The sequence below is a fragment of the Neobacillus sp. NPDC058068 genome, assembly GCF_042885335.1.
Classification (GTDB): Bacteria; Bacillota; Bacilli; order Bacillales; family Cytobacillaceae; genus Neobacillus.
Window position 1 is genome coordinate 176,304 of the sequence record NZ_JBHVSI010000008.1, and the last position, 26,427, is coordinate 202,730.

Annotated in this window: 19 protein-coding genes and 1 tRNA gene; 1 reads left to right on the forward strand and 19 read right to left on the reverse strand. The window is 41.2% G+C overall.

Annotation, left to right across the window (positions count from 1 at the left end):
- Positions 1 to 88: 88 nt before the first annotated feature.
- Together ACFVSW_RS11605 and hemA are read right to left on the reverse strand one after the other, a co-directional pair.
- On the reverse strand, positions 89 to 922 hold the full coding sequence (locus tag ACFVSW_RS11605) for a cytochrome C assembly family protein (RefSeq protein WP_387315961.1): 834 nt from the start codon (positions 920 to 922) through the stop codon (positions 89 to 91).
- Positions 923 to 936: 14 nt separating this feature from the next.
- Positions 937 to 2,280 (reverse strand): glutamyl-tRNA reductase, encoded by a 1,344-nt coding sequence (gene hemA, locus ACFVSW_RS11610; RefSeq protein WP_387315964.1) that lies wholly within the window; start codon positions 2,278 to 2,280, stop codon positions 937 to 939.
- Between the two features lie 212 nt (positions 2,281 to 2,492).
- Between hemA and ACFVSW_RS11615 the strand changes: the two genes are divergently transcribed.
- Complete coding sequence (locus tag ACFVSW_RS11615; protein ID WP_387315967.1) at positions 2,493 to 2,981, forward strand: LiaI-LiaF-like domain-containing protein; 489 nt, start codon at positions 2,493 to 2,495, stop codon at positions 2,979 to 2,981.
- A gap of 33 nt (positions 2,982 to 3,014) precedes the next feature.
- On the opposite strand, the gene yihA is transcribed toward ACFVSW_RS11615, so the two are convergent.
- The 17 genes from yihA to pulA all read right to left on the reverse strand — a co-directional run bounded on the left by yihA (position 3,015) and on the right by pulA (position 26,287).
- Complete coding sequence (gene yihA, locus ACFVSW_RS11620; RefSeq protein ID WP_024029387.1) at positions 3,015 to 3,596, reverse strand: ribosome biogenesis GTP-binding protein YihA/YsxC; 582 nt, start codon at positions 3,594 to 3,596, stop codon at positions 3,015 to 3,017.
- A complete protein-coding gene (lon, locus tag ACFVSW_RS11625) occupies positions 3,593 to 5,920 on the reverse strand; it encodes an endopeptidase La (RefSeq protein WP_387315971.1) in 2,328 nt (775 codons plus the stop codon). The genes yihA and lon overlap by 4 nt, the downstream gene beginning before the upstream one ends.
- A 394-nt stretch (positions 5,921 to 6,314) precedes the next feature.
- Positions 6,315 to 8,006, reverse strand: coding sequence for an ATP-dependent protease LonB (lonB, locus tag ACFVSW_RS11630; RefSeq protein ID WP_387315974.1), 1,692 nt, complete (start codon positions 8,004 to 8,006; stop codon positions 6,315 to 6,317).
- Between the two features lie 126 nt (positions 8,007 to 8,132).
- Entirely contained in the window at positions 8,133 to 9,389 is a 1,257-nt protein-coding gene (gene clpX, locus ACFVSW_RS11635; protein WP_387315977.1) for an ATP-dependent protease ATP-binding subunit ClpX, read from the reverse strand.
- A 383-nt stretch (positions 9,390 to 9,772) separates the two neighbouring features.
- Positions 9,773 to 11,050, reverse strand: coding sequence for a trigger factor (gene tig / locus ACFVSW_RS11640; protein WP_387315980.1), 1,278 nt, complete (start codon positions 11,048 to 11,050; stop codon positions 9,773 to 9,775).
- Between the two features lie 169 nt (positions 11,051 to 11,219).
- Entirely contained in the window at positions 11,220 to 12,245 is a 1,026-nt protein-coding gene (locus ACFVSW_RS11645) for a tetratricopeptide repeat protein (protein ID WP_387315983.1), read from the reverse strand.
- A 104-nt stretch (positions 12,246 to 12,349) separates the two neighbouring features.
- Positions 12,350 to 12,426, reverse strand: a tRNA-Arg gene (locus tag ACFVSW_RS11650).
- 105 nt (positions 12,427 to 12,531) lie between these two features.
- Complete coding sequence (locus tag ACFVSW_RS11655; protein WP_387315985.1) at positions 12,532 to 13,050, reverse strand: metallophosphoesterase family protein; 519 nt, start codon at positions 13,048 to 13,050, stop codon at positions 12,532 to 12,534.
- Positions 13,047 to 13,658 (reverse strand): XTP/dITP diphosphatase, encoded by a 612-nt coding sequence (locus tag ACFVSW_RS11660; RefSeq protein WP_387315987.1) that lies wholly within the window; start codon positions 13,656 to 13,658, stop codon positions 13,047 to 13,049. The genes ACFVSW_RS11655 and ACFVSW_RS11660 overlap by 4 nt, the downstream gene beginning before the upstream one ends.
- A 12-nt stretch (positions 13,659 to 13,670) precedes the next feature.
- Positions 13,671 to 14,426, reverse strand: a complete 756-nt coding sequence (rph, locus tag ACFVSW_RS11665; RefSeq protein WP_387315989.1) for a ribonuclease PH — start codon at positions 14,424 to 14,426, stop codon at positions 13,671 to 13,673.
- A 133-nt stretch (positions 14,427 to 14,559) separates the two neighbouring features.
- On the reverse strand, positions 14,560 to 15,612 hold the full coding sequence (locus ACFVSW_RS11670) for a GerMN domain-containing protein (RefSeq protein ID WP_387315991.1): 1,053 nt from the start codon (positions 15,610 to 15,612) through the stop codon (positions 14,560 to 14,562).
- A gap of 194 nt (positions 15,613 to 15,806) precedes the next feature.
- Positions 15,807 to 16,601: a glutamate racemase gene (gene racE / locus ACFVSW_RS11675; protein ID WP_387315993.1), complete on the reverse strand. Its 795-nt coding sequence runs from the start codon at positions 16,599 to 16,601 to the stop codon at positions 15,807 to 15,809.
- A gap of 14 nt (positions 16,602 to 16,615) precedes the next feature.
- Positions 16,616 to 17,065 (reverse strand): MarR family winged helix-turn-helix transcriptional regulator, encoded by a 450-nt coding sequence (locus tag ACFVSW_RS11680; RefSeq protein ID WP_387315996.1) that lies wholly within the window; start codon positions 17,063 to 17,065, stop codon positions 16,616 to 16,618.
- A 166-nt stretch (positions 17,066 to 17,231) separates the two neighbouring features.
- Positions 17,232 to 18,983, reverse strand: coding sequence for a PAS domain S-box protein (locus ACFVSW_RS11685; RefSeq protein ID WP_387315999.1), 1,752 nt, complete (start codon positions 18,981 to 18,983; stop codon positions 17,232 to 17,234).
- A gap of 421 nt (positions 18,984 to 19,404) precedes the next feature.
- A complete protein-coding gene (gene gerE, locus ACFVSW_RS11690) occupies positions 19,405 to 19,629 on the reverse strand; it encodes a spore germination transcription factor GerE (protein WP_007087335.1) in 225 nt (74 codons plus the stop codon).
- A 138-nt stretch (positions 19,630 to 19,767) separates the two neighbouring features.
- A complete protein-coding gene (locus tag ACFVSW_RS11695) occupies positions 19,768 to 20,232 on the reverse strand; it encodes an acyl-CoA thioesterase (RefSeq protein ID WP_387316003.1) in 465 nt (154 codons plus the stop codon).
- 214 nt (positions 20,233 to 20,446) lie between these two features.
- Entirely contained in the window at positions 20,447 to 26,287 is a 5,841-nt protein-coding gene (pulA, locus tag ACFVSW_RS28075; protein WP_483871964.1) for a type I pullulanase, read from the reverse strand.
- Positions 26,288 to 26,427 lie beyond the last annotated feature (140 nt).

Sequence of the window (26,427 nt, forward strand, 5' to 3'; positions counted from 1 at the left end):
CTCCTATGGTTTCATTACAAAAATCTATATCATTCGACTTTGAGTATTGTCCAGCTCTAGCGCCGCTAAACGGGCACCTTCGCTTTTCTTATGCGTACCATAAATGAAAGGATGATAATTGACCAAATAAGAAAAAGTTAATGATAACAATTAAAAAAGATGCTGTATTCCAAATCGCTAATTTTCTGCCGGACAGGTTTTTCACAATCCGCAGGTATAGGAAAATGCTATAAGCCGTCAACAATATGAATGAGCCGATGATTTTCATATCGTACCATGGCATTCCCGGAACCATTAGAAACGCCCACTGCAGACCAAGAATAAGGCTCAGGAGCAGCATGGGAACACCGATGACTGCAAATATGTATGATAATCTTTCTAGCTTCTCTAAATCTGCGAGTCTAATGAGTCTGGTTCCCCATTTTTTTCTCTTTAATAAATCGTACTGAAGCAGGTATAACGTCGAAAAGACAAACGACAATGAAAAGGCTCCGTAAGACAGAATCGCCATTGTGATATGGATTAACAGCAGTTCAGACACAAGCTGTTTGGCCATGATATGGGAATGATATTGCATCGGGGCAAAGGTATGAATCGCCATGACGATAAAGCCAAGTATATTCGTAAAAAAAACGATAAAGTCAACCCGCAATAACCGATTTATCCCAAGTGACAATGTGACTAATACCCAAGCATAAAAATAGAGTCCCTCAAAGATTGTTAACACAGGGAACCTGCCTGTTCTTATCATATAGGAAGATAGAAAAACGGTCTGCAATATCCATACAAATGCAAGTAACCAGAAGGCAATGCGGTTTGCCTTCTGGTTATGATGTAGGAAATCAAAGAAATAAAGCAGTACACTGAAGGCGTATACGACTACTGTTAATTCATGAATCCTTGTCATGAAGACTTCAATCATAGACGAGGCCCCCTCTATGACCGAAAGGAAGCCTGAACTTCTTGGACCGGCATGTTATTGGTTTCGGCTGCTTTCGAATGTTGTTCCTGGGCATGCTCTTCAATATTAAATATTTTCATAAATAAACCCATCGCCTGATCAGCATCGGGTCTTGCAGCCAATTCTTTTGCTTGTAAAATCGGATCCTTTAAGAGTTGGTTGATGATACTCTTTGTATGTTTATTTAATACTTTAATATCCCGATCCGTTAAGTTCGGCAGTTTTCGCTCCAAGCTATCCATTGTTTCCGCCTGAATCGCTAATGCCTTTTCCCTAAGAGCGGATATAACCGGAACCACGCCGAGCATTCCAAGCCACTGGTTAAATTCCACGATTTCTTTTTCAATCATGAGCCCGATTTTTTCAGCTGCTTTCTTACGCTCTTGCAGATTGGCCTCGACAATTCCTTCTAGGTCGTCAATATCATATAAAAAGATGTTTTCAAGCTCGGCTATTCTAGGGTCCAAGTCACGCGGTACGGCTATATCAACCATAAATAACGGTTTGCCCTTGCGCTTCTTTTCGACCTTTGCCATCATTTCTTTTGAAATGACGAAGCCTTTTGCACCAGTCGAGCTGATGAGGATATCGGCCTCCACCAGTGACTTCTCCAATTCAGCTGCTTTTCTTGCTTCACCATTAAAACGGCCCGCAAGCGCCTTCGCTTTATCATACGTCCGATTGATGACTGTTACTTTTTTCACGCCGTTACCGTGCAAGTTTTGGGCTGCGAGTTCGCCCATTTTTCCCGCTCCAAAAATCAAGACATGCTTCCCAGCAAGGGAGCCGAAGATTTTCTTCGCAAGTTCCACCGCCGCATAGCTGACAGAAACGGCATTTGCACCGATCTCTGTTTCTGAGTGACCGCGTTTTGCCAGGGTGATTGCCTGTTTAAACAAGTGGTTAAACACGGAACCGGTCGTTTCTTCCGCTTGAGCTGACATGAAGCTCGTCCGTACCTGCCCAAGGATTTGCGTTTCCCCTAAAACCATGGAGTTCAAGCCGCAAGTCACATTGAATAAATGTTCTACCGCACCATCGTCTTCGTAAACAAATAAAAATGGCGAAAACTCTTGCTGTTCCATTCCGAACCATTCGGACAGAAATTCTTTCATATAATAGCGGCCTGTATGTAGCTGGTCGACAACCGCATAAATTTCCGTTCGATTACACGTAGACAAGATGATATTTTCCAGGATGCTTTTTTTGGAGTTTAACTTCTTAATGGCATCCACAAGATCGGCTTCATTAAAGGTCAACCGCTCACGGATTTCTACAGGGGCAGTTTTATAATTAAGACCGAGCACTAATATATGCATATGTTTTGGACACCCCCACTAAATAATACATTTTCAACTAGTAAAATTATATCACGAGCAATTTCGACTTTTACCCGATAAATGTGAACAGAAAACGAAACTATTGTGGTAATATTAGAAATTGAATAGGATATGTTTATATACTTCCCTATGTACAGTATCAAAAAAACAGATATGATTCAAGTGAACCTTACTGGAAGCGGTGTTTAGTGATGAAAAACCAGCGAATATTCCCTGGAATAATCCTGATTGGATTTGGCGCATATTTTTTATTACAGCAAACTGGATTGAGCTTTTTTCAACAAATTTCAACATGGCCGACCCTGATCATCATTGTTGGTGCCGCCTTTTTAGGGCAAGGGTATTTGGCTAAGGATTACGAGGCCGTTCTTCCCGGGGTCATTATGGCAGGATTTGGTCTTCAATTCTATCTTGCCGGCCGTGTGTCGTTCTGGCCGCCGAATCATATCGGCATGTTAATCTTGATTATTTCAATCGGATTTTTTCTTCGGTTTCAAAAGACCGGCTCTGGCTTGTTTCAGGCTTTTCTCTTTCTCATTTTATCAGTCATGCTGCTATTTTATGATAAAATTGCCGGCTACTTTGGTTTGCTCCAAAATGGAATGAGCTTCATCTGGAAATTTTGGCCCGCACTGTTAATCGTTGTTGGTATCTATTTTCTACTAAAAAGAAAAAAATAAACGCCTGGCACATCAAATGTGCCCGGCGTTTTTTCACATATAGCTTTCGAGAATCGACCACGCCTTATCTTTTCCTTCACCTGTTTCTGATGAGAAGACGATAATATGGTCGTTAGCATCAAGGTCTAATGTCTCTTTTGTTACCTTTAAATGTTTTTGCCATTTTCCCTTAGGAATTTTATCTGCCTTCGTTGCAATGATGACGCAGGGGATGTCGTAATGCTTTAAAAATTCGTACATCATCACATCGTCTGCAGTAGGCGGATGGCGCAAATCAACAATCAAAACAGCTGCCTTTAACTGCTCTCGAGTCGTAAAATAAGTCTCAATCATCTTTCCCCATGCGGCACGCTCCGTCTTTGAAACCTTTGCATATCCATAGCCCGGGACATCGACAAAGTGAAGCACTTCATTAATAAGAAAGAAGTTTAATGTTTGTGTTTTACCGGGCTTGGAAGAAATCCGCGCTAAGCCCTTTCGATTAAGCATCTTATTGATAAAAGAAGACTTGCCGACATTTGAGCGCCCAGCGAGCGCAAATTCGGGCAATGCTGTTTCCGGGTACTGTTCCGGTTTAACCGCACTTATTACAATATCTGAACTGACTACCTTCATTCTCTTCCACCTTCTAAAAGGGCATGCTTTAGAACTTCATCCAAATGGGTTACCGGGACAAATTCCAATTCGTTACGGACACTTTCCGGAATGTCATCGATATCCATTTCATTGTCTTTCGGAAGAATAACCTTCGTCAGACCTGCTCGATGGGCACTGAGGGTTTTCTCTTTTAAACCGCCAATCGGAAGTACTCTGCCTCTTAACGTAATCTCGCCTGTCATTCCTACCTCGCGCCGGATTGGTCTGCCCGTTAAAGCTGAAATCAGGGCCGTAGCCATGGTAATACCGGCTGAAGGACCGTCCTTCGGAACCGCACCTTCGGGAACGTGAATATGGACATCATATTTTTCATGAAAATTTTCTTCAATCCCCAATTCCTTTGCCTTCGAACGAATATAGCTAAAAGCTGCCTGAGCTGATTCTTTCATAACGTCACCAAGTTTACCGGTTAGAACAAGCTTACCTTTTCCCGGTGATAGCGATACCTCAATTTGCAGGGTGTCGCCGCCAACGGTTGTATAAGCTAGACCTGTTGCTACCCCAACTTGGTCTTCCGCCTCCGCCATTCCATAGCGGAACCTTGGTTTCCCTAAAAACTCTTCAAGATTCTTTTCAGTAATAATGACACGTTTCTTCTCACCAGCGACAATGATTTTCGCCGTTTTCCGGCAGATGGTTGCCATTTGGCGTTCTAAGCTTCGAACCCCAGCCTCGCGTGTGTAATATCTGACAACTTTAAGGATTGTCTCATCACGGACTTGAAGAACTCCCTTTGTAAGTCCATTTTCGGCAACTTGCTTTGGAAGCAAATGATCACGGCAAATATGAACTTTTTCCAGCTCCGTATAGCCAGCGATGGTGATGATTTCCATTCTGTCTAACAGCGGGGCAGGGATTGTTGATAGATTATTAGCTGTCGCAATGAACATGACTTTTGATAAATCGTACGTTTCTTCTATATAATGGTCGCTAAAATTCCGATTCTGTTCGGGATCCAGGACCTCAAGCATCGCGCTTGATGGATCCCCGCGGAAATCGCTCGACATTTTATCGATTTCATCTAACAAAAAGACGGGGTTAATCGTTCCTGCTTTTTTCATTCCTTGAATAATGCGGCCAGGCATTGCTCCGACATACGTTCTGCGATGACCGCGAATTTCGGACTCGTCGCGGACACCGCCAAGTGATATCCGGACAAAGTGACGGTTAAGCGATGTGGCGATTGAGCGCGCAAGGCTTGTTTTTCCAACACCCGGAGGTCCGGCAAGACAAAGAATCGGCCCTTTCAGGGAATTGGTCAGCTTTTGAACAGCTAAATATTCGAGTACCCGTTCCTTTACTTTTTCGAGGCCGTAATGGTCTTGATTTAAAACCTTTTCAGCACGGTTAATATTAATATCGTCTTCAGTCTTTTTTGACCACGGGATGGAAATCAGCCAATCAATATAATTGCGAATGACAGCACTTTCTGCAGAACTTGTCGGTACCTTTTCGTAGCGATCCAGTTCTTTCAGAGCTGCTTTAAGAACATGTTCAGGCATGCCTGCTTGCTCGATTTTTTTCGTGAGCTCGGCGATTTCACCTGTTTTGCCTTCTTTATCGCCTAATTCCTTCTGAATCGCCTTCATTTGTTCACGCAAATAATATTCCTTTTGCGTTCTTTCCATCGACCGCTTGACACGCTGACCAATTTTCTTTTCAAGATTAAGAACTTCTTTTTCATTGTGGATCGTGTCAATTACCCGGTTTACCCTTTGTTTCACATCAATTGTCTCAAGGATTTCTTGCTTTTCCTTTAGCTTGATTGGCAGGTGGGAAGCGATAATATCCGCCATTCTGCCAGGTTCCTCAATGTCGGTAACGGAGGCATATGTTTCTGCCGAGATTTTTTTCGATAATTTTATGTATTGTTCGAAATAATCAAGCATTGTTCTCATTAAGGCTTGGTCTTCGACATCTTTTGTATCCGAATCCTCAAAAGTGACAATTCGGACGGAGTAATAATCTTCTCCATCATATATTGAGACAATTTCCGCTCTGTTTAGACCTTCAACTAGTACTCTAATCGTGCCGTTTGGCAGCTTTAGCATTTGCTTAACCTTTGTTAGCGTTCCCAGCTTGTATAAGTCCTCTTCGGAAGGCTCATCGATTGAGACATCTTTTTGAGTTGTTAAGAATATTAAATGGTCGCCTACCATTGCTTTTTCGAGTGCCTGCACCGATCTTTCCCGGCCTACATCCAAATGAAGCACCATTGTCGGATAGACAAGCAATCCCCGAAGCGGCAGGAGGGGGACGGTCAATTCGTTTTTATTCGCCAAAATACTGCACCTCCATATACTAATCAATTTTTGTTGAATAGTCTTTGTACAATTCTATCTCATTTGTTTTTAAGTGTCTATTTTTAGAGTAAATCGTATTCACTTTTTCAATATAACTTTATTTTCCCCAACTAATCAGATTTCTTCCTTGACGTTTCTATTTACACGAAAAAACTCCGGTTTGCTTGTTTGAAAACAAACCGGAGTATGTAATACCAGAGTTAAAATCATTGGACTTTGAGAATTGTCCAGCTCCAGCCCCCAGCGGCTAGTAGACTTCGCTCTTCTCCCTACGATAAGTCAACATCGATTCGCTCCGCTCATCGTGTTTCCTTTATCTCAGTCGAAGCGCTCCAGTCTATACGCCGCTAAACGGGCGCTTGCGCTTTTCTGATTAAATGGTTTCTTTTTTTGAAAAATCAATCGAAGCGGTAATGGCTTCTTTTTTCGAGAAGTCAATCATTTCTTTTTTCGGATAGGCATTCACCAGTGCCAGTTCAAATACTTGATGGAGATGGGTAACTGGAACAATCCGGATACCGTCAATCTCATTCAAGATGGTTTGCATATTTTCTTCTGGAATGATCACTATTTTGGCGCCAGCCTTTTTTGCCGCCTTCACTTTAGGATAAACACCGCCGATTGGTTTCACATTACCATGAATGCTGATTTCACCGGTCATTGCAACCGTGTTATAAATCGGAATTTTATAAATGGCCGAATAAATCCCGGTCGCCATCGCAATTCCCGCCGATGGGCCGTCTATCGGAACCCCGCCCGGGAAGTTAACGTGGATATCATAATCGTTAGCAGGCACACCCATCGAACGTAAAACGGTAATAACATTTTCGATTGACCCGCGCGCCATGCTTTTTCGACGAATCGATTTCCCTTGGCCGCCAATGCTTTCTTCCTCGACGATTCCGGTAATATTGATGGTTCCCTTGTCCTTAGCAGGGATTACTGTCACTTCAATTTCGAGCAAGGCACCGGAATTCGGTCCATATACAGCAAGTCCATTCACAAGGCCCACGTGGGAAATTTCATTTATTTTTCTTTCCATCCGCGGCGTCATCTGGCTGGAATGGATGACCCACTCAATATCTTCGTCCTTGATATATGTGCGGTCTTCCGTAATGGCAAGTCCGGCAGCAATTTGAATCATATTGACCGTCTCACGGCCATTTCGCGCATATGTAGATAAGGTATTCACACCTGTATCATTTATTTGCAGGTTTACTTTATCAGCCGCCTTTTTCGCCACACTGACAATTTCTTCCTGAGTTAAATCGCGAAAGAAAACCTCCATACAGCGCGAACGGATGGCGGGAGGAATTTCGCTCGGAGTTCTTGTTGTTGCCCCAATTAGGCGAAAATCGGCGGGCAGGCCATTTTTAAAAATATCATGGATATGTGTAGGGATTTGATTATTTTCCTCGTGATAATAGGCACTCTCGAGGAAAACCTTGCGATCCTCTAATACTTTTAGCAGCTTGTTCATTTGAATCGGGTGCAATTCGCCGATTTCATCGATAAAAAGGACTCCGCCATGAGCGTTGGTGACCGCTCCCTGTTTCGGCTGTGGAATCCCCGCTTGCCCCATCGCTCCCGCCCCTTGATAAATCGGGTCATGGACAGAGCCAATAAGCGGGTCGGCAATTCCCCTTTCATCGAATCGTGCCGTTGTCGCATCTAATTCAATAAAAACCGAAGCTGGTTTAAAGGGTGACTTCTGATTCTTTTTTGCTTCCTCTAATACGAGGCGGGCAGCTGCTGTTTTCCCGATACCCGGCGGTCCGTAAATAATCACATGCTGTGGATTCGGTCCGCATAGAGCGGCTTTTAATGATTTTATCCCATCTTCTTGACCTACAATATCCTTGAAGCTTGTAGGACGAACTTTCTCAGCTAATGGTTCAGTTAATGATATGGATCTCATTTTGCGGAGCTGCTCCATTTCCTTACGGGATTCCCGATCAATGGAAACTTTTTGCGTCCGCTGGTTTCTTAGCAAATTCCAAAAATACAGCCCAATGATTATTCCGAAAAATAGCTGTATAAATAAGGCAATCCCCGTCCAACTCATACATTTCCCTCCTGCACTTCATACTCAATATATATTAATAAGTATTTCCTGCAGATTGGCGGAATAAACCACAAAATATAAGACTGACGCAAAAAAAGACCCAGCCATTAGGCAAGGTCTTGGATATTAAGCTGATTTTTCTTCAATAACGGTTCCGTCTTCTAAAACTAGCTTCGGAATACTGTTTTCGATAACGGTATCCTTTGTAATGATACACTTCGTAATATCATCACGTGATGGAAGGTCAAACATGACATCAAGCATGATTCCCTCAATGATCGAACGTAGACCACGGGCACCCGTTTTACGTTCAATTGCTTTTTTAGCGATTTCAGTCAATGCGCCTTCTTCGAATTCCAGCTCAACTTCATCGATTTCCAGCATTTTTTGATATTGTTTAACCAGCGCATTTTTTGGCTTTGTTAAAATTTCAATTAATGCCGCTTCATCAAGCTGCTCGAGGCTGGCAATAACCGGAAGACGACCGATGAATTCCGGAATTAATCCAAAACGGAGTAAATCCTCAGGCAATACCTTTGAAAGAAGCTCTTTTTGGTCAATTTCCTGCTGCTTCGGACCTGAACCAAAACCAATTACTTTTTGGCCTAAGCGGCGCTTGATGATCGGTTCAATTCCGTCAAAAGCTCCACCACAGATAAATAAAATATTAGTTGTATCGATTTGGATAAATTCTTGATGCGGGTGCTTTCTGCCACCTTGAGGCGGAACACTTGCCACCGTGCCTTCAAGAATTTTTAATAGTGCCTGCTGAACGCCTTCACCGGAAACATCTCTTGTGATCGATGGATTTTCAGATTTTCGGGCAATTTTATCAATTTCATCAATATAGATAATCCCTTTTTCTGCTTTTTCCACATCATAATCGGCCGCTTGAATCAATTTTAATAAAATGTTCTCTACGTCTTCACCGACATAGCCCGCCTCAGTAAGAGAAGTAGCATCCGCAATTGCGAATGGTACATTCAGAATACGTGCTAATGTTTGCGCTAATAATGTTTTACCGCTTCCTGTTGGTCCAATCATACAAATATTACTCTTTGAAAGCTCGACATCATCAATTTTGCTGTTAGAATTGATGCGCTTGTAATGGTTATAGACCGCAACCGACAGCGATTTTTTTGCCTGGTCCTGACCGATGACATATTCATTGAGAATTTCACAGATTTCTTTCGGCTTTGGAACATCTTTAAATTCTACTTCTTCTTCTGTCCCAAGCTCTTCCTCAACGATTTCTGTGCAAAGCTCGATACATTCATCACAGATATAAACGCCCGGTCCTGCAACTAGTTTACGAACCTGATCCTGTGTTTTGCCACAGAAAGAACACTTTAGCTGTCCTTTTTCATCATTAAATTTAAACAAACCTTTCACCCCTTAAAACGTGTTAAACCCCATTTGAAGCACCGAATAACACAAACAAAGTCCGAGTTTTTCTTATTTTTAAATGGTATGTATTTTGCATTGTAACACATGAAGCCAATCGACTGGAAATAAAAAGCTTTCCGCCATTATGTTTTCTTTTTTCTTCTTTTGTTTGTGTCATCCAATTAAAAAACCTATGTACTCATTAATCTTAACCATTATATATCAAAATAAATCTTAAAGCCGTTTGGAAATTATTTATTCGCCTTTGAGAGAACTTTTTCCTGCTTGTTAAAAAGCTTTCCCTCTACTTATTATAATATGTAATTTGAAAAATGTATAAAACAAGGCACGATTAAAATCGCGCCTTGCCATAGATTAAATTATTTCTTGTTCTCAACAAGAAAGTCTACTGCTTTTTTAAGTTGAAGATCTGCTTTAATGCCTTCTAAACCGCCAAGTGCTTGTTTAATGCTGTCAACTGTCATGTTGTACATGCCAGCCATTTTTTCAAGCTCGGAATCAACATCTTCGTTTGATACTTCAAGGTTTTCTGCTTTCGCAATCGCTTCTAATGTTAAGTTGATTTTCACGCGATTTCCTGCTTCTTCCTTCATTTGCTCACGTAAAGCTTTTTCGTCTTGACCTGAGAATTGGGAGTAAAGCTCAAGGTTCATCCCTTGCATTTGTAAGCGTTGTTCGAACTCTTGAACCATCCGGTTTACTTCAGTTTCAACCATTACTTCTGGAATTTCCACTTCAGCGTTTGCTGCAGCTGTCTCAACGACTGTATCACGTAGGTGATGCTCAGCTTCATGCTTCTTGCTGTCTTCTAAGCGAGTTTTGATTTTTTCTTTAAGTGCATCTAATGTTTCAACTTCATCGTCAACATCTTTTGCAAACTCGTCATCTAATTCAGGAAGTTCTTTTCCTTTAATTTCATGAACAGTTACTTTGAAAACTGCTGGCTTACCAGCAAGCTCCGCCGCATGGTATTCTTCAGGGAATGTTACTTCCACGTCTTTAGATTCGCCGGCTGCTACACCTACTAGCTGCTCTTCAAATCCAGGGATGAAAGAACCTGAACCTAATTCAAGAGTGTGGTTCTCAGCTTTTCCGCCTTCGAATGCTTCGCCATTAACAAATCCTTCAAAATCAAGAACAACTGTATCACCATTTTCAGCAGCGGCTTCTTCTTTGATAACAAGCTCTGCTTGACGCTCTTGAAGAGTTTTTAATTCGTTAGCAACATCTTCTTCAGTAACAGCGGTATCGAATGCTTCTACTTCTATACCTTTGTATTCGCCCAATTTCACTTCAGGCTTAACAGTAACAGTTGCTTTGAAGATAAGCTCTTTGCCTTTTTCCATTTGCTCAATGTCGATTTCTGGACGATCTACAGGCTCGATTCCTGTTTCGTCGATTGCATTTCCATATGCTTCAGGAAGAAGGATATCTAATGCGTCCTGGTAAAGTGCGTCTACACCAAAGCGCTTCTCAAACATTCCACGAGGCATTTTCCCCTTACGGAAGCCTGGAACACTTACTTGTTTAACTACTTTTTGGAATGCTGCGTCTAAGCCTTGGCCAACCTTTTCAGCACTTACTTCAACTGTAAGGACGCCGCGGTTTCCTTCTAATTTTTCCCATTTTGCTGTCATACCTTTTTTCCCTCCAACAATCTATTCTCATATCATTCGTAACGAATTTGAGTCGGAAAATGTCTTGCACATCAAGCCATTTTTCCATTTTTTAAATGTAAAATATAGTTTTTTACACAATGCAACCCCTACATTATATCATAGGTTTGTTTTCTTTCAACAGCAAAGCCTATATATTAGGATAAGAAATTTTCTCAATCTCCTCTATTTTTACAATCGCCTGCCCGATTTCTTTCGGGTGAACAGCGTATTCCCTCGCAATTTCTCCTATTTTCGGATCTAAGCCTAGATATTCTTCGGCAAGTAATTGAATGGCTCCAGCCCATGCAGCGGGGTTATCCGGTTCAAGCTTGAACGGATAACTAATAAAAAAAACCCTCTCTACCATTCCAATGGTATTTTCAAATAGAACTGGATTATTACTTTCCAAGCCACTTTCTAATAACACCTTTACTTCTTCCATCCGGGGCTGTCCCCTTACCTCAGGCAGATTTGCAGGAATTACGTTTTCCTCCAGCGAGAATTTCTTGACCACTATTTCTTTATCAATTTCCTGCTCTTTTAATAGTGTTAACAGAATCGTTTTGAGAAAGGGATGGCCATTGTCAGCTTTTAAATAATCGGCAATTTCCGGGACATAGGGGCGAATATTTTTCTCCGCCAAACCTGAAATAAGAAGCATTTGTTGGTTTAGATTGTTGTTTTCAAACAGATTTAGCTTATTGTGATCACTTTCTTCCGGATCATCTTCACTATCATCTTGAAGATGATTCTCCGCCATCCGCTTGCTAAATTGCAGGATGGTTAAAAAATGATCAATTTTCTCCGGCGGAATCTCTTTTTCTTCTAATAAAGCCTCAATTGTTTCGACGATTTCCTGGTATTCATGCAGTTGAATGAGGATTGTCAAATATAAATCCACCAATTGTAAATAGTCGCCAATTCCTTTTAACAGCATTTCATTCGCAAGTTTTTTCGCTTTTTTAAAAGAACCAGCTTCAAAATAGGCAAGTACAAGTCCGACTAAAATGTCATCATTCTCAGGATCCAGCACTTTTGCTTCTTCCAAAAGAGTAATCGCTTCGTTGAATTTTTTATTATGCAGGCTCTCTAAACCTTTATCCGTTAATCTCTTTTCCATTCCTGGGAAGAAGATCACATTGTCAATTCTTTTGGCTCGTTCCCGTTTTTTCATAAAAATCCGCCCTTTGGCTTATTCGTTGAAAAATAGTTTAACATAAATAAAAAACAAAAAAAACTCACTTTAAAAGTGAGTTAAATATTTTTTGGTATGTAGTATGGCGTCCCAGGAGAGATTCGAACTCCCGACCGTACGCTTAGAAGGCGTATGCTCTATCCGGCTGAGCTACTGGGACGTATTTAAGTATCAGCGACAAGATTTATTATATTACCCTAGCAATTTAAAGTCAACAGGTTTTTTCAATTTTTTTAAAAGAAGAAAAGGGGGAGAGATTCCCCCATCATTTTGGTATTACAAATTCCCGCGCCAGTTCTGTTATTTCGCGACCATTTATTTCGAACACGGACAGCTTTATTTTTTCATCAAGCAAATCAAGGATTACATATGTTTTTTCCATACGCCCGCGCGGCAGACGGATGCTCCCTGGATTTAAGAATAAGATACCGTCGATTACTTCTGCCCCGAGTACATGCGAGTGTCCAAAACAGACGATATCGGCCTTTACTTCCTTGGCCTTATAGTTTAAATTCATCAACGAGGATTTTACAGAATACCGATGCCCATGGGCAACTAGGAACTTTCGCCCAGCAACCTCAGAAGTTGCCTCCAATGGATAGCCTCCGCCGAAGTCACAATTCCCCAAGACCGTCAAATATCCAGAAATAGCTTTATCGTCCGGTGACAGCTCTGAATCACCGCAATGAATCATTAATTCTACTTCCCCTTTATGCCGTTCCTTTAGGACCTCTAACTCCTTCGTCAATCCATGACTATCGCTGACGACTAACACCTTGCTCATGACTGTCCGGCTCTCTTTAAAATTGAATCAAGCACCACATCCAATTTTTTTAGCGCATTGGCCCGGTGGCTGATTTTATTTTTCTCATCTGAAGATAGTTCAGCCATTGCTGAACCTTGTTCTGGCACATAAAAGACTGGATCATAGCCAAATCCATTTGAGCCTCTCCGTTCTTCAAGAATCCGGCCTTCACAGGTGCCTGACACCGTAATCGTTTCCTGCCCCGGAACGGCAACTGCTAACGCACAGTAGAATCGCGCTGTTCTCTCCGCCTCTGGAACGTTTTTTAATTCGGACAGGACTTTATCAGTATTGTTTTGATCGTTTTTCGGCTCGCCCGCATAACGTGCTGAGTAGATTCCCGGTCTTCCTTCAAGTGCGTCCACCATCAGACCGGAATCGTCGCCTATCACCATTTTATTAAGAGCTTTGGAGACAGCCTCCGCTTTCAAAATGGCATTTTCCTCGAAGGTTGAACCCGTTTCTTCCACATCAGGGATTTCCGGAAAATCAAGCAATGTCCGGACCACGATTCCCCTGCTCGCAAAAATATGCTCAAATTCCCTAGCTTTTCCTGGATTCTTAGTAGCAATAATAACTTCGTTCATTGTAATCCCCTCTTATTTCTTTCTTCTGCTATCAATTTTTTTGGTTATTTCCTCACCAAGGGCTGCTTTTTGTTGTTCAAATAATTCCACGATTCCCTCTTGAGCCGCATGTAACAGGCCTTGAAGCTGATCATAGGAAAACGTTGCTTCTTCACCTGTTCCCTGTAATTCAACAAATTCCCCATTCCCAGTCATGACCACATTCATATCGACCTGAGCCTTGGAATCTTCAGCATAGTTTAAGTCTAAAACCGTTTGGTTATTTTGTAAAATCCCGACACTGGTTGCTGCTAAATAATCGGTTATTGGAAACTTTGAAAATGATTTTTTCGCAGCATATGAATTTAACGCGAGCGCCATTGCGACAAATGCACCCGTAATAGAAGCCGTTCGCGTTCCGCCATCGGCTTGAATGACATCACAATCAATCCAAACTGTTTTTTCACCAAGTACCTCAAGATCGACAATTGCTCTCAAGGCACGGCCAATTAATCGCTGGATTTCCATTGTCCTACCTGAGACCTTCCCTTTTGAGGATTCACGAATGTTTCTCGTTTCTGTTGCTCTCGGGAGCATCGAGTACTCAGCGGTGATCCAGCCTTTGCCTTCCCCTCTCATAAAATGCGGAACTCTATCTTCTATACTGGCAGTGCAAATCACCTTCGTATTTCCTACCGAAATAAGGACAGAGCCTTCAGGATGCATTAAATAATTGGTATCAATATGTATCGGCCGCAGCTGCAACTGCTCTCTTCCATCAACACGCACAAAACTTCCTCCCTTAATTTACCTTTTTTTGAAATTGGTATTAACATCGCAACAGATAATACCAAATAAAGAAGAGGCGGCATTCGGGCCAACCTCTTTCATGGTCACTATATAGTATAACAAAAATTATTTTTTAAAAACTACCTGTGTTGACTTTTTCTGGACGAGTTACTGGTTCGGACAGTTTTTTACCTTTATCATTTTTGATATCTGCTTTACCATCAACTTGAACGGCGACTTTTTCCACTCCATTTTGTTCAGTCAATGACAGTACAAGGGCATCCAATAAGGATTGGGAAATTTCTTTATCCTCAATGCCGCCAAAGATATTCTTATTGAAGTTCAAGGTAACAGTGCCATCCGCATATTTCGGAGCCTCTAATAGCTTGACGTCAGACATAAATTCCGACACTAGCGGTGATTTCCCGCTCGGTCCTTTGATTAATTGATTAACAACCGCCACATAGTTATCCTTTTCCTTATTGCTTACTCGGCGAGTAACCGGAACAAAGTAATAGGAGTTCTCTTCGCCGCCAACATAATAAACAGTCAAAGGTTTTGTATTGGTAATATCAACAACATCGGTTGTATCCAAATTGATTCCGGAGGCCCTTGAGAGATATTCGCTGATAGGGGTTCCGTTGACTGGCATTTCAGTCAGTTCATGCCCATTCATTTTAAGCTTGACTGAATTAATATTATTAAATTGTGTCAGCGTCCATGTGACCGATTGCAGGATTTTCATCTCATCTTCAGGCTGATAATTCTTAAATTCCTTCGAGAAGTCAACGGTGGCGACACCGTCTTTACTTATATCAACAGTAGGCACTGTGTCCTCAGGCAGGACGGCTCGAAAATGATTCGGGAGCATGTTGGAGACAGCGCCGTTTGCCACTAAATATTCAAGTGCCTGTTTGGCGACTGAAGTGGTTTTCGGCAGATTCAATGTTTGCGGTACAACATATCCGTTTTTATCAATCAAATAAAGTTCTGTTTTTACCGTGTTTTCAACCTGACCTTTTTCTTTTGCAGCCGTTTCCTTACTAGCTTTTTTATCTCCGACAGCCACGGTTTTTGGCGGATCGATTTTCTTCTTTGTTTCACCGCCAAACAAGCCGCAGCCAGAAAGCATCACTGTTGAAGAAAGCACAGTCACACCTAGAATTTTCGCTTTATTTTTCGACACATAAATTCCCCCCCAAGACAGTTTGTACTATCATATATACGAGCCCGGCGAAAAAATAGACCGCCTTCTGAAAGAAATTTTTATGGACTCTTTTCTTGGGGGAATCGGCAGCCTTTTTGTTACCGTCGGGGCCCTTTTTCTCGTTTAACGTGCATAATAAAAATCCCCTACCATAATTAGTAGGGGGAGCCACGTCAAAGTTTAATTTTTTTCACATTATTAATCGGTATCCCGAGCCACTGTGAAGCGATTTTTGAAAATATTCTTCTCGAACCGGTCGTGTAAAATTCATGCTCCGGCTCTTCATCACCCGTGTCGAGCAGCCCGTTATATTGAAGGATGGCACTTATCTCATGGGCCGTCTCATCGCCAGAACTAATAACGCTAACTTTTTCACCCATTACCTTATTTATAAGCGGCTCGAGTAATGGATAATGTGTGCAGCCTAATATGAGCGTATCTAAATTTTGGTTCTGCAGCGGCTTTAAGGCTTCCTCAACAATTCTTTCAGCAATCGGACCCTCAAATTCGCTGCTCTCTACAAGAGGAACAAACTTTGGACAGGCATGGCTTGTAACAAAAAGCCGGCTATTTAGCGATTTCAAGGCCTTTTCATAGGCGCCGCTTTTGACTGTACCCTCCGTGCCGATAATGCCGACCCGATAGTTTTTCGTCCGCTTAATCGCCGCACGCGCCCCTGGATTAATAACACCAAGGGCAGGTATTTTCAGTTCCTTGCGAATTTCATCAAGAGCTGCCGCCGTTGCCGTGTTACAGGCAATAACCAGCATCTTAATATTTTTTTCTAATAAAAAAGTAGTTAGTTCCCAGGTGAACCGTTTTACTTCCTTCGAAGTCCTAGGGCCATATGGACAACGCGCTGTATCCCCCAAATAGATAATTTTCTCGTTTGGCAGCTGCCGCATCACCTCTTTGGCAACAGTTAGTCCACCCACACCGGAATCTATTACACCAATTGGTTGTTTCAAACTTCTCGCCTCATTTAACGCATTTCCTGATGCAGTTTCATCATGCTGCTTTGTAGAATTTGAATTTCTTCCTTAGAGAAATTTACTAATACTTCCTGCAAATACACTTGCCGCTTCTTGATTACTTCATCAATAATTCTATTGCCCTCTTCAAGCAAATGAATCCGCACCACACGACGGTCGCTCGGATCCTTTACCCGCTCAACAAGGACATTTTTCTCCATCCGGTCAACGAGGTCAGTGGTTGTACTGCAGGCCAAATACATTTTATTAGAAAGCTCCCCAATTGTCATATCGCCATCCTCAAACAGCCATTGTAAGGCAACAAATTGTGGAGGAGTAATCTTATAATTGCTTAACATTTCTCTTCCTTTTTGCTTGATAATTCCTGAAATATAGCGCAAATCCTTTTCAATATTCGCGACAATATCCCCATTCACTTGTTGTGAATTTTCCCGTTTCATTTAATATACACTCCTAATTTATGCTGCTCTCTAAGACTTTTTAATAAAAAACAAAGCACTTTTCCGATATAAATATCGTATAGCTTGTACTTATTTTCTACTTTTTCCGCTAAAATTTCAAGTACAACTTGTTGAAAAACAGCATGCAAAAAGGCTTACAATTTTGTTAACTTATCGGCAAAATAACCTCTATCATCGTTCCATTCCCATCGCTCCAAAAATGGAACTTTCCATTATGATTTTCAATAATTTGTTTAGAAATCATGATTCCCAAACCAGTGCCGCTTTCTTTTGTTGTGAAGAACGGCTCGCCAATCCGATTTAAAATTTGCTCGGGGACTCCATTTCCAGTGTCTTTAATATAGATCTTAACTTTATCAAGACCATATTCTTTTATCTCAATCGTAATTATCCCACCCTTATTCATCGCCTCGATGGCGTTCTTTAAGAGATTAATAAATACTTGTTTTAATTGGTTTTTATCACATCTAATCGTTAAATTTTCACAATCATTTACAATTTCCACCTGAATATTATTCAAAATTGCCTGTGTATCAATTAGCGTTTTCACATTATCAATTAACACTTTGAGATTCTCTTTTACAAATTTAAAATCCTGTGGTTTGGCTAGCAGCAATAACTCACTGAGGATGATTTCAATTCTCTCCATTTCCGATTGAATAATCGTGAAGTATGTTTTATTATCCACTTGAGCTTCCATTAACTGCAAAAACCCTTTAATCGCGGTAAGTGGATTACGGACCTCGTGCGCGACGCCTGCTGCCAGCTGTCCAGCAATCGTTAATTTTTCTGAGTTAAGTAACAGCTGCCGTGTTTTTTTGCGTTCCGTTATATCCCTGAAAATGATATGCTGTGCCGGCTTATTTTCATAAATAGTGGGCATACATTTTGCTTCTGCTTCAATAAAAGTGCCATCCAAACGGATAAGTTTGAATTCAAAAAAATCCATTAAAGCTTCATTATTATTAATAAATTCGGTCCGCTTTCTTGCTGTTTCCTGTAAATCAGGATGAATGAGATCTAAGAGATTCTTATCTAAAATGTCCTCCTTATTTGAAGCACCTAATAATCTCCTGCCCGTTTCATTAATAAATAACATTTCACACCCTCTGGCAATAATCACTGCGTCAGGTGAATTTTCCACTAAATCTCGATAAGTTTCTTCACGTTTTTCGGCCTCTTCTTCGGCTCTTTTTCGTTCCGATATATCCCTAATGACGCTGACCACTTCTACAATAAAACGAGTATCAGGATCAACAATTGGTTTACAAAGGATTTCCACCCAAATAAAACTTCCGTCCTTTTTATTAATCCGATACGAACCGCTCCCATTTTCTTGGTTGATGAGGGCACCTTTAATGTCCGCATATGCCCTGTCCCGATCATCGACATGAAGTAATGATAAGCTATTGCGGTTTAGCAATTCTTCACGAGTATAACCAAGGATATGTTCGCATGCCGGTGAGACATAAAGAAGTTCCCCTTGCAAATTCGTGCTGACAATAATATCAAAGACATTTTCTGTCAATGACCGATGGATTTCCTCCATTTTTCTTACTTCTTCTTTTTTCCTTTTTAATTGGGTAATATCCTTAGCTACACCATAGACCCCGACAATTTGGTCATCCACGCTAATTGGAATATTTGTTAAATTAATATCAAGGGTTTGCCCAATTTTATTTGTCATCCTGCAATCGAAATTATGAAATTGACCTAATACCGCTTTGTGAAAATGGTGAAATACTTTATCCAAGTTCTCAACAGGAATAAGCGATTGAAGTTTCAGGCTAACAGCCTCTTCCGCTGAATAGCCTGTTAATTTCTCATATGCTGGATTTACTAGAACAAAATAACCCTCTAAATCCATGGCAAAAATTGCATCTTGGTTACTGGTCAACAATGTGTGACACCTGATTACATTTTCCTCAAGATAATTGTTTAAAAGGAGCTTCTTTTCATGTTTACTTACTTTAATAGAACTGTTCATCTCTCTTTACTCAGTTCCTTCCCCTTTAAATTTTTTCCAAATAATATGTAAAAAAGCCAAGATAGGACAACGTCCCATCCTGGCTTAAGTCTAGCTCGACTGAATTGTCCAGCCCAATTTCGCCCTATGCTGCTTTTTAAAAACAGTATGATGGCACTTTTATCGAGAGTATGTATTATTTTCTTTTATCCCCATTTTATATTATCGAATTTTTTTAGAATAGTCAAATATTTACAAGATTTTTAGATTTACCAACTTCATAATATGAATTATTCCAAAATAGATTTTCCAATCAAAATAACCGGCGTCCAATAATGGATGCCGGCCATGTCTAAAGTTCTAGCTCTCCCATTCGAAGGAGCTCTACAACTGCTTGTGAACGCCCCTTGACACCAAGCTTTTGCATGGCGTTTGAAATATGATTCCGAACCGTTTTTTCGCTTATAAATAATTCACCAGCGATTTCCTTCGTTGTTTTGTCTTGTACTAACAGTTCGAATACTTCTCTTTCTCGTTTGGTGAGTAATGGCTTGTGATTATAATCGTTCTCCTTCAAGTAATGTAACCCTCCTTGCCTTCGCCAGTAATGAATCGTGGGGTGGGTATATATTTAGTCACCATATCTTATGTGAAGGGTACAAATGAAGTGACTATATTTGCTATAAGGAGAACGTTTTTGTTAAAAAAAATCTGATTATATTCCAACTTTTTTGCAGCTGACAAGTAAATTTTTCATTTCCTCTGTCCACTCAAACCCTCTGCCCGTCCTTTTCGAGATTTGCACCATCGTTCCTCTGCCAACAAACCCCGCAGAGCCATCTTCTTTTTTCGCCAGATAGTGAATGTCGACCGACGAACTCCCAACAGATTGTGCCTTCACATAAATGGTTAGCTTCTCATCGAAAAAGATTTGCTGTAAAAAGTCACATTGAAGATCTGCAACCACAGGAATCGTTTCACTTTCCGGCCGTGTCCATGCTTGCATTAACCCGATGGCTTGAAAAAATTCAATCCTAGCCGCTTCAAAATAAACGAACGGAACCGTATTATTCATGTGCCCAAACATATCCGTCTCGGAAAAACGAACCGTGACTGGGATATTAAATACAAACTCCTGCTCCCATTTGTGAAAATCCTCGATGTACGATGCTTTTGCCATTTTGACAAACCCCTTCGTAATTATGAATGATTGTTCATTTTATTTCTTACCTTATATAATTATTTACATAAAAAAAGGAATTTTACAATATTTATTGCGCCATGGTGAAATTGATACAGCAAATGCTGCAGATCTACCCAAAAGAGAATAAAGACAAAATGAGGACAAATTAATAAATGAAAGGGTTCCTGAAATGATACAGGAACCCTTCAAATCATGAATATGTTTTTCTTTTTCTAAATAAAAGGATTCTTGCACCAACTAATAGGAGGATTCCTCCTGCTAGGAGATAGTTATAGATTGTGGTTGCCGTAGAAGGCAGTCCATGATTTGAATCCACTGTTGGAGTCTTGTCATGTTGATCCGGATTTGTGTTTCCATTACCTGTTCCCGGCTGACTGCCATTGTTTTCACCTGGATTGTTAGTTCCCGGATCTGTTCCCGGTTCACCGCCATTGTTTTCACCTGGATTAGCGCCACCGTTCTCCTTTTCACCAAGCGTTAAAACATATGTGCTAAGAGCCGGAATGGTAATTTTGTCGCCATTTATCACTTCGATAGCCTCGGTACCTGCTTTGACACCATTAACAATCAGCTTCCAGCTGCCCTTTTCCGGTAAGGTAACCTCTACAGGATTGCGATTAGCATTGTAGGCAACTGCGATTTTTTCCGCTGAATCGCCATTTGCATTTCCGTCAAGATAGAAGGCGACAGAGTTTGCCTTCGTATCGATAAATTTCAAGTGCTTTTTAATATCCGTTGCCGTTGTCAACCGGAATGCCGGGTGAGCCTTGCGGACCTGCACTAAGCCTTTAAAATATTCCACTTCGGCAGCAAATTGACTGCGCCGTGTCCAATCTAATTGGTTCACTGAATCCGGTGCGTTATAACTGTTTTCGTTGCCGCCTTTTGTTCTCATAAATTCCTGGCCGGCATGGATAAATGATGTTCCTTGTGAAGTCAAGACAATCGAAGACGCTAATTTATGCATTTGTTTTAATACATCATCACTATCATTTGGATTCGTCTTCTTCAATTTATCCCACAATGTTAAATTATCATGTGCTTCAACATAGGTGATGGTTTTACTAGGTTCATCAGCAAAGGTTTTAATCGTGTCGCTATATTCAATACCGCCGACAACACCCTTTTTAATTCGGTTCTCCATGCCTGTCTTTCCATTAACAAACCCTTTATCAAGCTCATCGAAAACACTGCCTTTTAAGCCATCGCGAATATCATCGTTAAAATGGGCAATGCCTTCCATCTTGGTCGCATTCTTTTGGTTTGCCTTAAGCTCTGGATCGAGCGGTGTATTTAAATCCCATCCTTCACCGAGAACGATTATCGACGGATCAATTTTATTTAGGGCAGCACGGACTTGTTTCATCGTTTCAATATCGTGAATTCCCATTAAGTCAAAACGGAAACCATCAATATGATATTCTTTCGCCCAATAGGTGACGGAATCGACAATGAATTTACGCATCATTTTATGCTCTGATGCTGTGTCATTACCGACGCCCGTTCCATTTGCAAGTGTGCCGTCCTCGTTATAACGGAAATAATAACCCGGAACTAGCTTTTGAAAATTTGACTCTCCGGCATTGTACATATGATTGTAAACGACATCCATAATAACAAGCAGATTATTATCGTGGAGCGCTTGAACCATGGTCTTCATTTCATTGATCCGTACGGTTGGTGTGTATGGATCTGTTGAATAGGAACCATCCGGTGCGTTATAGTTTTTTGGATCGTAGCCCCAGTTAAATTGCGGCTGATCCAGTTTGGTTTCATCGACAGTATTATAATCGTACATTGGTAAAATTTGAACATGTGTGATGCCCAAGTCTTTTAGATGACTCAGCCCTGTGTTGACGCCGTTCGGCCCTTTTGTGCCAGATTCTGCAACGCCAAGGAATTTTCCTTTATATTGATTGCTTACACCGCTGTCAGCTGAAATCGTCAGGTCACGGATATGTGTTTCGTAAATAATTGCATCCTCCGGATTTTTAAATGCCGGCTTTTCGCTGTTCCAATTTTGCGGATTGGTTGCCGCTGCATCCATTACCGCCCCTTTATCACCATTAACCGAAACGGCTTTTGCATATGGATCGACCGCTTCATTCCAAGCATCGCCAATTTTCACCTTATAGGTATAAAGTAAGCCCTTTTGATCACCGGGTAATTCAACAGTCCAGGTGCCTCTTTCAGAACGGGTCATCGGGATTTCTGTACCAGTTTCTGAATTCCATTTTTCATAGGTTACTATTTTTGCTGCGCTGGCCGTTGGCGCCCATAAACGGAAGTTTGTTTTTTCCTTAGAATAGTTATTTCCAAGGTCAGCTCCTGAATAATAGAATTGGTCTTCAAAAGACTTGCTGCCAATTACTTTACCCATTTGAACGGTTGCCTCACCAAAGCCTTCTTTGCTTACCTTATAAACCTTAGTCAAGTCCAAGTCTTCTTTGGTTTTCAACTTCACTTTATTGGTTAATCCGTTCGTTAACTCCCCAATCGGTGCAACCTTTGCAATTTCAGCCCCGGTTAACTTAATGCCTGCATTTTCAGCATCACTCAAAGCAAACGGGAAATTGGTTTCAAATGTAATTTGATTTAGCTCATCAATCGCTGCCTTGACAATCCTCGGGTTGCGGTCAACCTTAGCCGGATTATCAAATATCCGGGCTTGTCCTTGAGCAAGCCAAACCTCGGCCTTTCCGTCGGCGGTAAATTTGGTGATAAATCTGTCACCATCTGTATCTTTGGCTGACCAGTCTTTTTTACGGACGATAAAGCCTACTTTCGTAGCCCCATTTAAGTTAGAAAGCTTGAGCGTTCCTTGCTTTCCGTATGATGTTTCATTGGATAATGACAATGCTTGACCATCGGATTTATCGGTCCATACCCAAATATCCCAATCATCATAATTAAGATCGTAACGGTAATAGTTGAAGCTAACTTCTAAATCATCGTATTTTGGTATATCTCGGTACTCTCCGTCAGGCGGACTGGTGTATATTTTATCATCACCATTCTTTATCCAAACCTCATCAGTTCCGTACCAAATCTGATCAATTATCCGGTCGCCGCCATCCTTTTCCCAGGCATCGGTACGGACAATAAAACCAACACGATTAAAATCGCCATCAAGCTCTACTTCTGCCACTTTGCCAAACTTGTCTTGACCGGTAAATGGATATACCTTGCCCTCCTTGCCATCTCCCCAAACCCAGAGATTCCAATCCTTTGTATCACCGGCTTTTGGCTGATAATGAATTTTTACCTTGGTTGTTACTTTTTGCTGAGCCACACGGACGTCAACTTTTCTCTCATCTAGTGCATGGAAAACAAACACATATTTATCAGAGTTCTCTGCTGTAAAGGTGAGGTTTTCCCCGTCCAGCCATTGTCCATCCTTAACAAATTTGAATTCTACCTTTGTACCCTTCGTTAAGGCAATCGGCTCGCTTTCCCATACTTTTTCGGCTGAATTATAGGTAAGCTTATCATTTGAGCTGTCCCACGAAAGCGGTGCTGATCCTCTTAATAAAACTTCTTTATATACCTTATTTCGATCTAGTGGTGTATCACTGTATTGCAGTAATCCTTCCACTTTATAGACCTTGAAGGATTTCCCGTTACTTGTAAACTTCAAATTTCCATTGCTATCATTTTTTAGTTCTTCCGATTCAAGCTGATTTTTCAAGGCAACATTTTTAATCTCTAACTGGTTATATAGTTGGTTGACATCAATTTCTTCTGCTTTGGAACCTTTATTCACAACGACAAGATATTGTCCATTTTTATCGGCTCTTTCATAGGCAAACAGATTTTGATTAGCCAATAAGGATTGAAACGAACCAGTTCTGAACGCTGAAACATCATTACGAAGTTTAATCAAATCCTTGTAATGGTTAAGCAGCTCGGAATTTTGGGCTGCAGGCTCCCATGGCATCATTTCGCGATAATAGCGATCCTTCCAATCCTGCACCGAATTTGGATCCTTGCTCATCGAAAGCCCGACTTCATCACCGTAATAGATGATTGGCGGTCCAGGAAGGGTGAACTGTGTCGCGACAGCGAGCTCCATTTTTTTGACATCTCCGCCCGCTTCATAAATAAAGCGCGGCTTATCATGGCTGTCAAGGAATGACGAAACTACATATTCAGCAGGGTATGTCGCGATATTTTCCTTCACGGTATTGCTTAGGTCGACCATTGATTGATCTTTCGCAAAGGTATTCACAAGCGCATCGTTCATTCCAAAATCTATTGCCCCATCAAGCTCACCGGCATAGGAATTGATTTTTTCTCGACTGTCCCAAATTTCCCCGAAAATATAAGCATTCGGTTTAAGCTCTTTAACCTTATGACGGAAATCGACCCAATAGCTATAGCTTGGCCCTTTTGCGTGATCCAAGCGGAAGCCGTCAAAATCAAGATCCTTTAACCAATATGGGACAACATCATTGATGAAATAATTCCTTACTTCGGGGTTGTCATTATTTAATTCCGGGAGTTCAGAAATTCCGGAAAATGACTTGTATTTATTGGGCCATTCTGTGAATGTATACCAGTTGTAATATGGACTTCCTTCACCCTTTGCCTTGGCATCCTCGAAAAATGGATTCTGTGATGAAGTATGGTTGGCAACAAAGTCATAGACAATCTTCATCCCTTTTGCATGCGCCTGGTCAACTAATTTCTTCAGGGTTTCCTTATCACCAAAGCGCTTGTCGATTTGCTTGAAATCAGCAGGGTGATAGCCATGTGAATATGGACCTTCAAAGACTGGCGAAATCCAAATGGTATTTACACCTAAACCCTTAATATAGTCGATTTTATTGATAACACCTTGGAGATCTCCGCCCATCCAGCCTTTTAATTTTTCATCATATGGCAGGTTTACTGTGGTTGGATCATCATTGGAGGAATCTCCATTGTTGAAGCGATCAACAAATACTTGATAGATGACTGCATCCTTTGCCCATTGCGGTGAGTTAAATTGATCAACATAATAGCCAAATGGTGTCGCTTCTTCAGGCGTTTGACTATTTGAATCGGCATATTGTGAACCAACTCCAGCAGTGCTCCAGACATCGGTAATATATTTTACAGCCGTTCCATTTGACTGTTTCGGAATGACTCCTTTAAAAACAGTTGTCGTAAGCCCGTTCTCAGTCGTTTCAGCACCTTTTTCCAGCTTTACGGATTTACCAATAACGGCTGTACCCCTGCCTCCAGCCGGGAAGGACCCATCTGCAGAATAATAGATCGCCCCTGCATCAACCGACCCGTAATGCTTTACAGTCACATTAACAGTTACATCATCATTACTAGTTGGGATTTCCGGGGTATACGAATTATTATTTTTGACATCTTTTGCGACAGGAACTGCATTCCAGCTTGAGACGGTATCCTGATATATTTTTCCGGATTTCGTAAAAACAGCTTTCCGTTTTACAGCAGTTTTTTCAGTAAGCTTTGCATCTCCCAACGAGTATAGATATTCAATCTCTTCTCCTTCATTGCCAGCAAGGGTTACCGACCATGTACCATCAGCAGTTTTCGTTAATGGCGTAACGGAGTAGTTAAAACCATTTAACGACGAGCCAACCGTTGGAACTGCCCAATCCGGTGTGTTCCCGGGCAGAACTACATTTAACGTTAATTTCCCAGTAAACTTCGAAAAATCCAAATTAACGTCGACAGTTCTTTCTTGATCAGGATGGAAAACGAAGATGTAGTCACCGGTTTGTGGCGGTGTAAACGTAAGATTGTCACCAGCCATCCACTGATCATTCATAACAAATTTGTATTCTACTTCTTTCCCGCCCTGTAATGGAATCGCTTTACTCTTCCAAGCTCCGGCGTTGGTATCGTACGTTAGTGGATGATTATCCGAACTCCAATCCAGTGCTTCAGCATTCCCGCGTAATACAACCTTGTCATAGGTTTTGTCTGCCGCCTTTACAATTTGTGCAAGCGGTGCCATAAAGGTGCTAAGCAATAGAACAAATGCCAATAACGTTGAAAATATCCTTTTCAAAAGAAAACCTCCCTCTTTTTATTCATCAGCGCAAACGCTTGCATAAAAAAACAAGAAAAAAGAAAACAGTGCAACCGTTTTCACTTATCTATTAGACTATCATTTTTATAATTATTTCTCAATTCATTCTTTTTAAATCA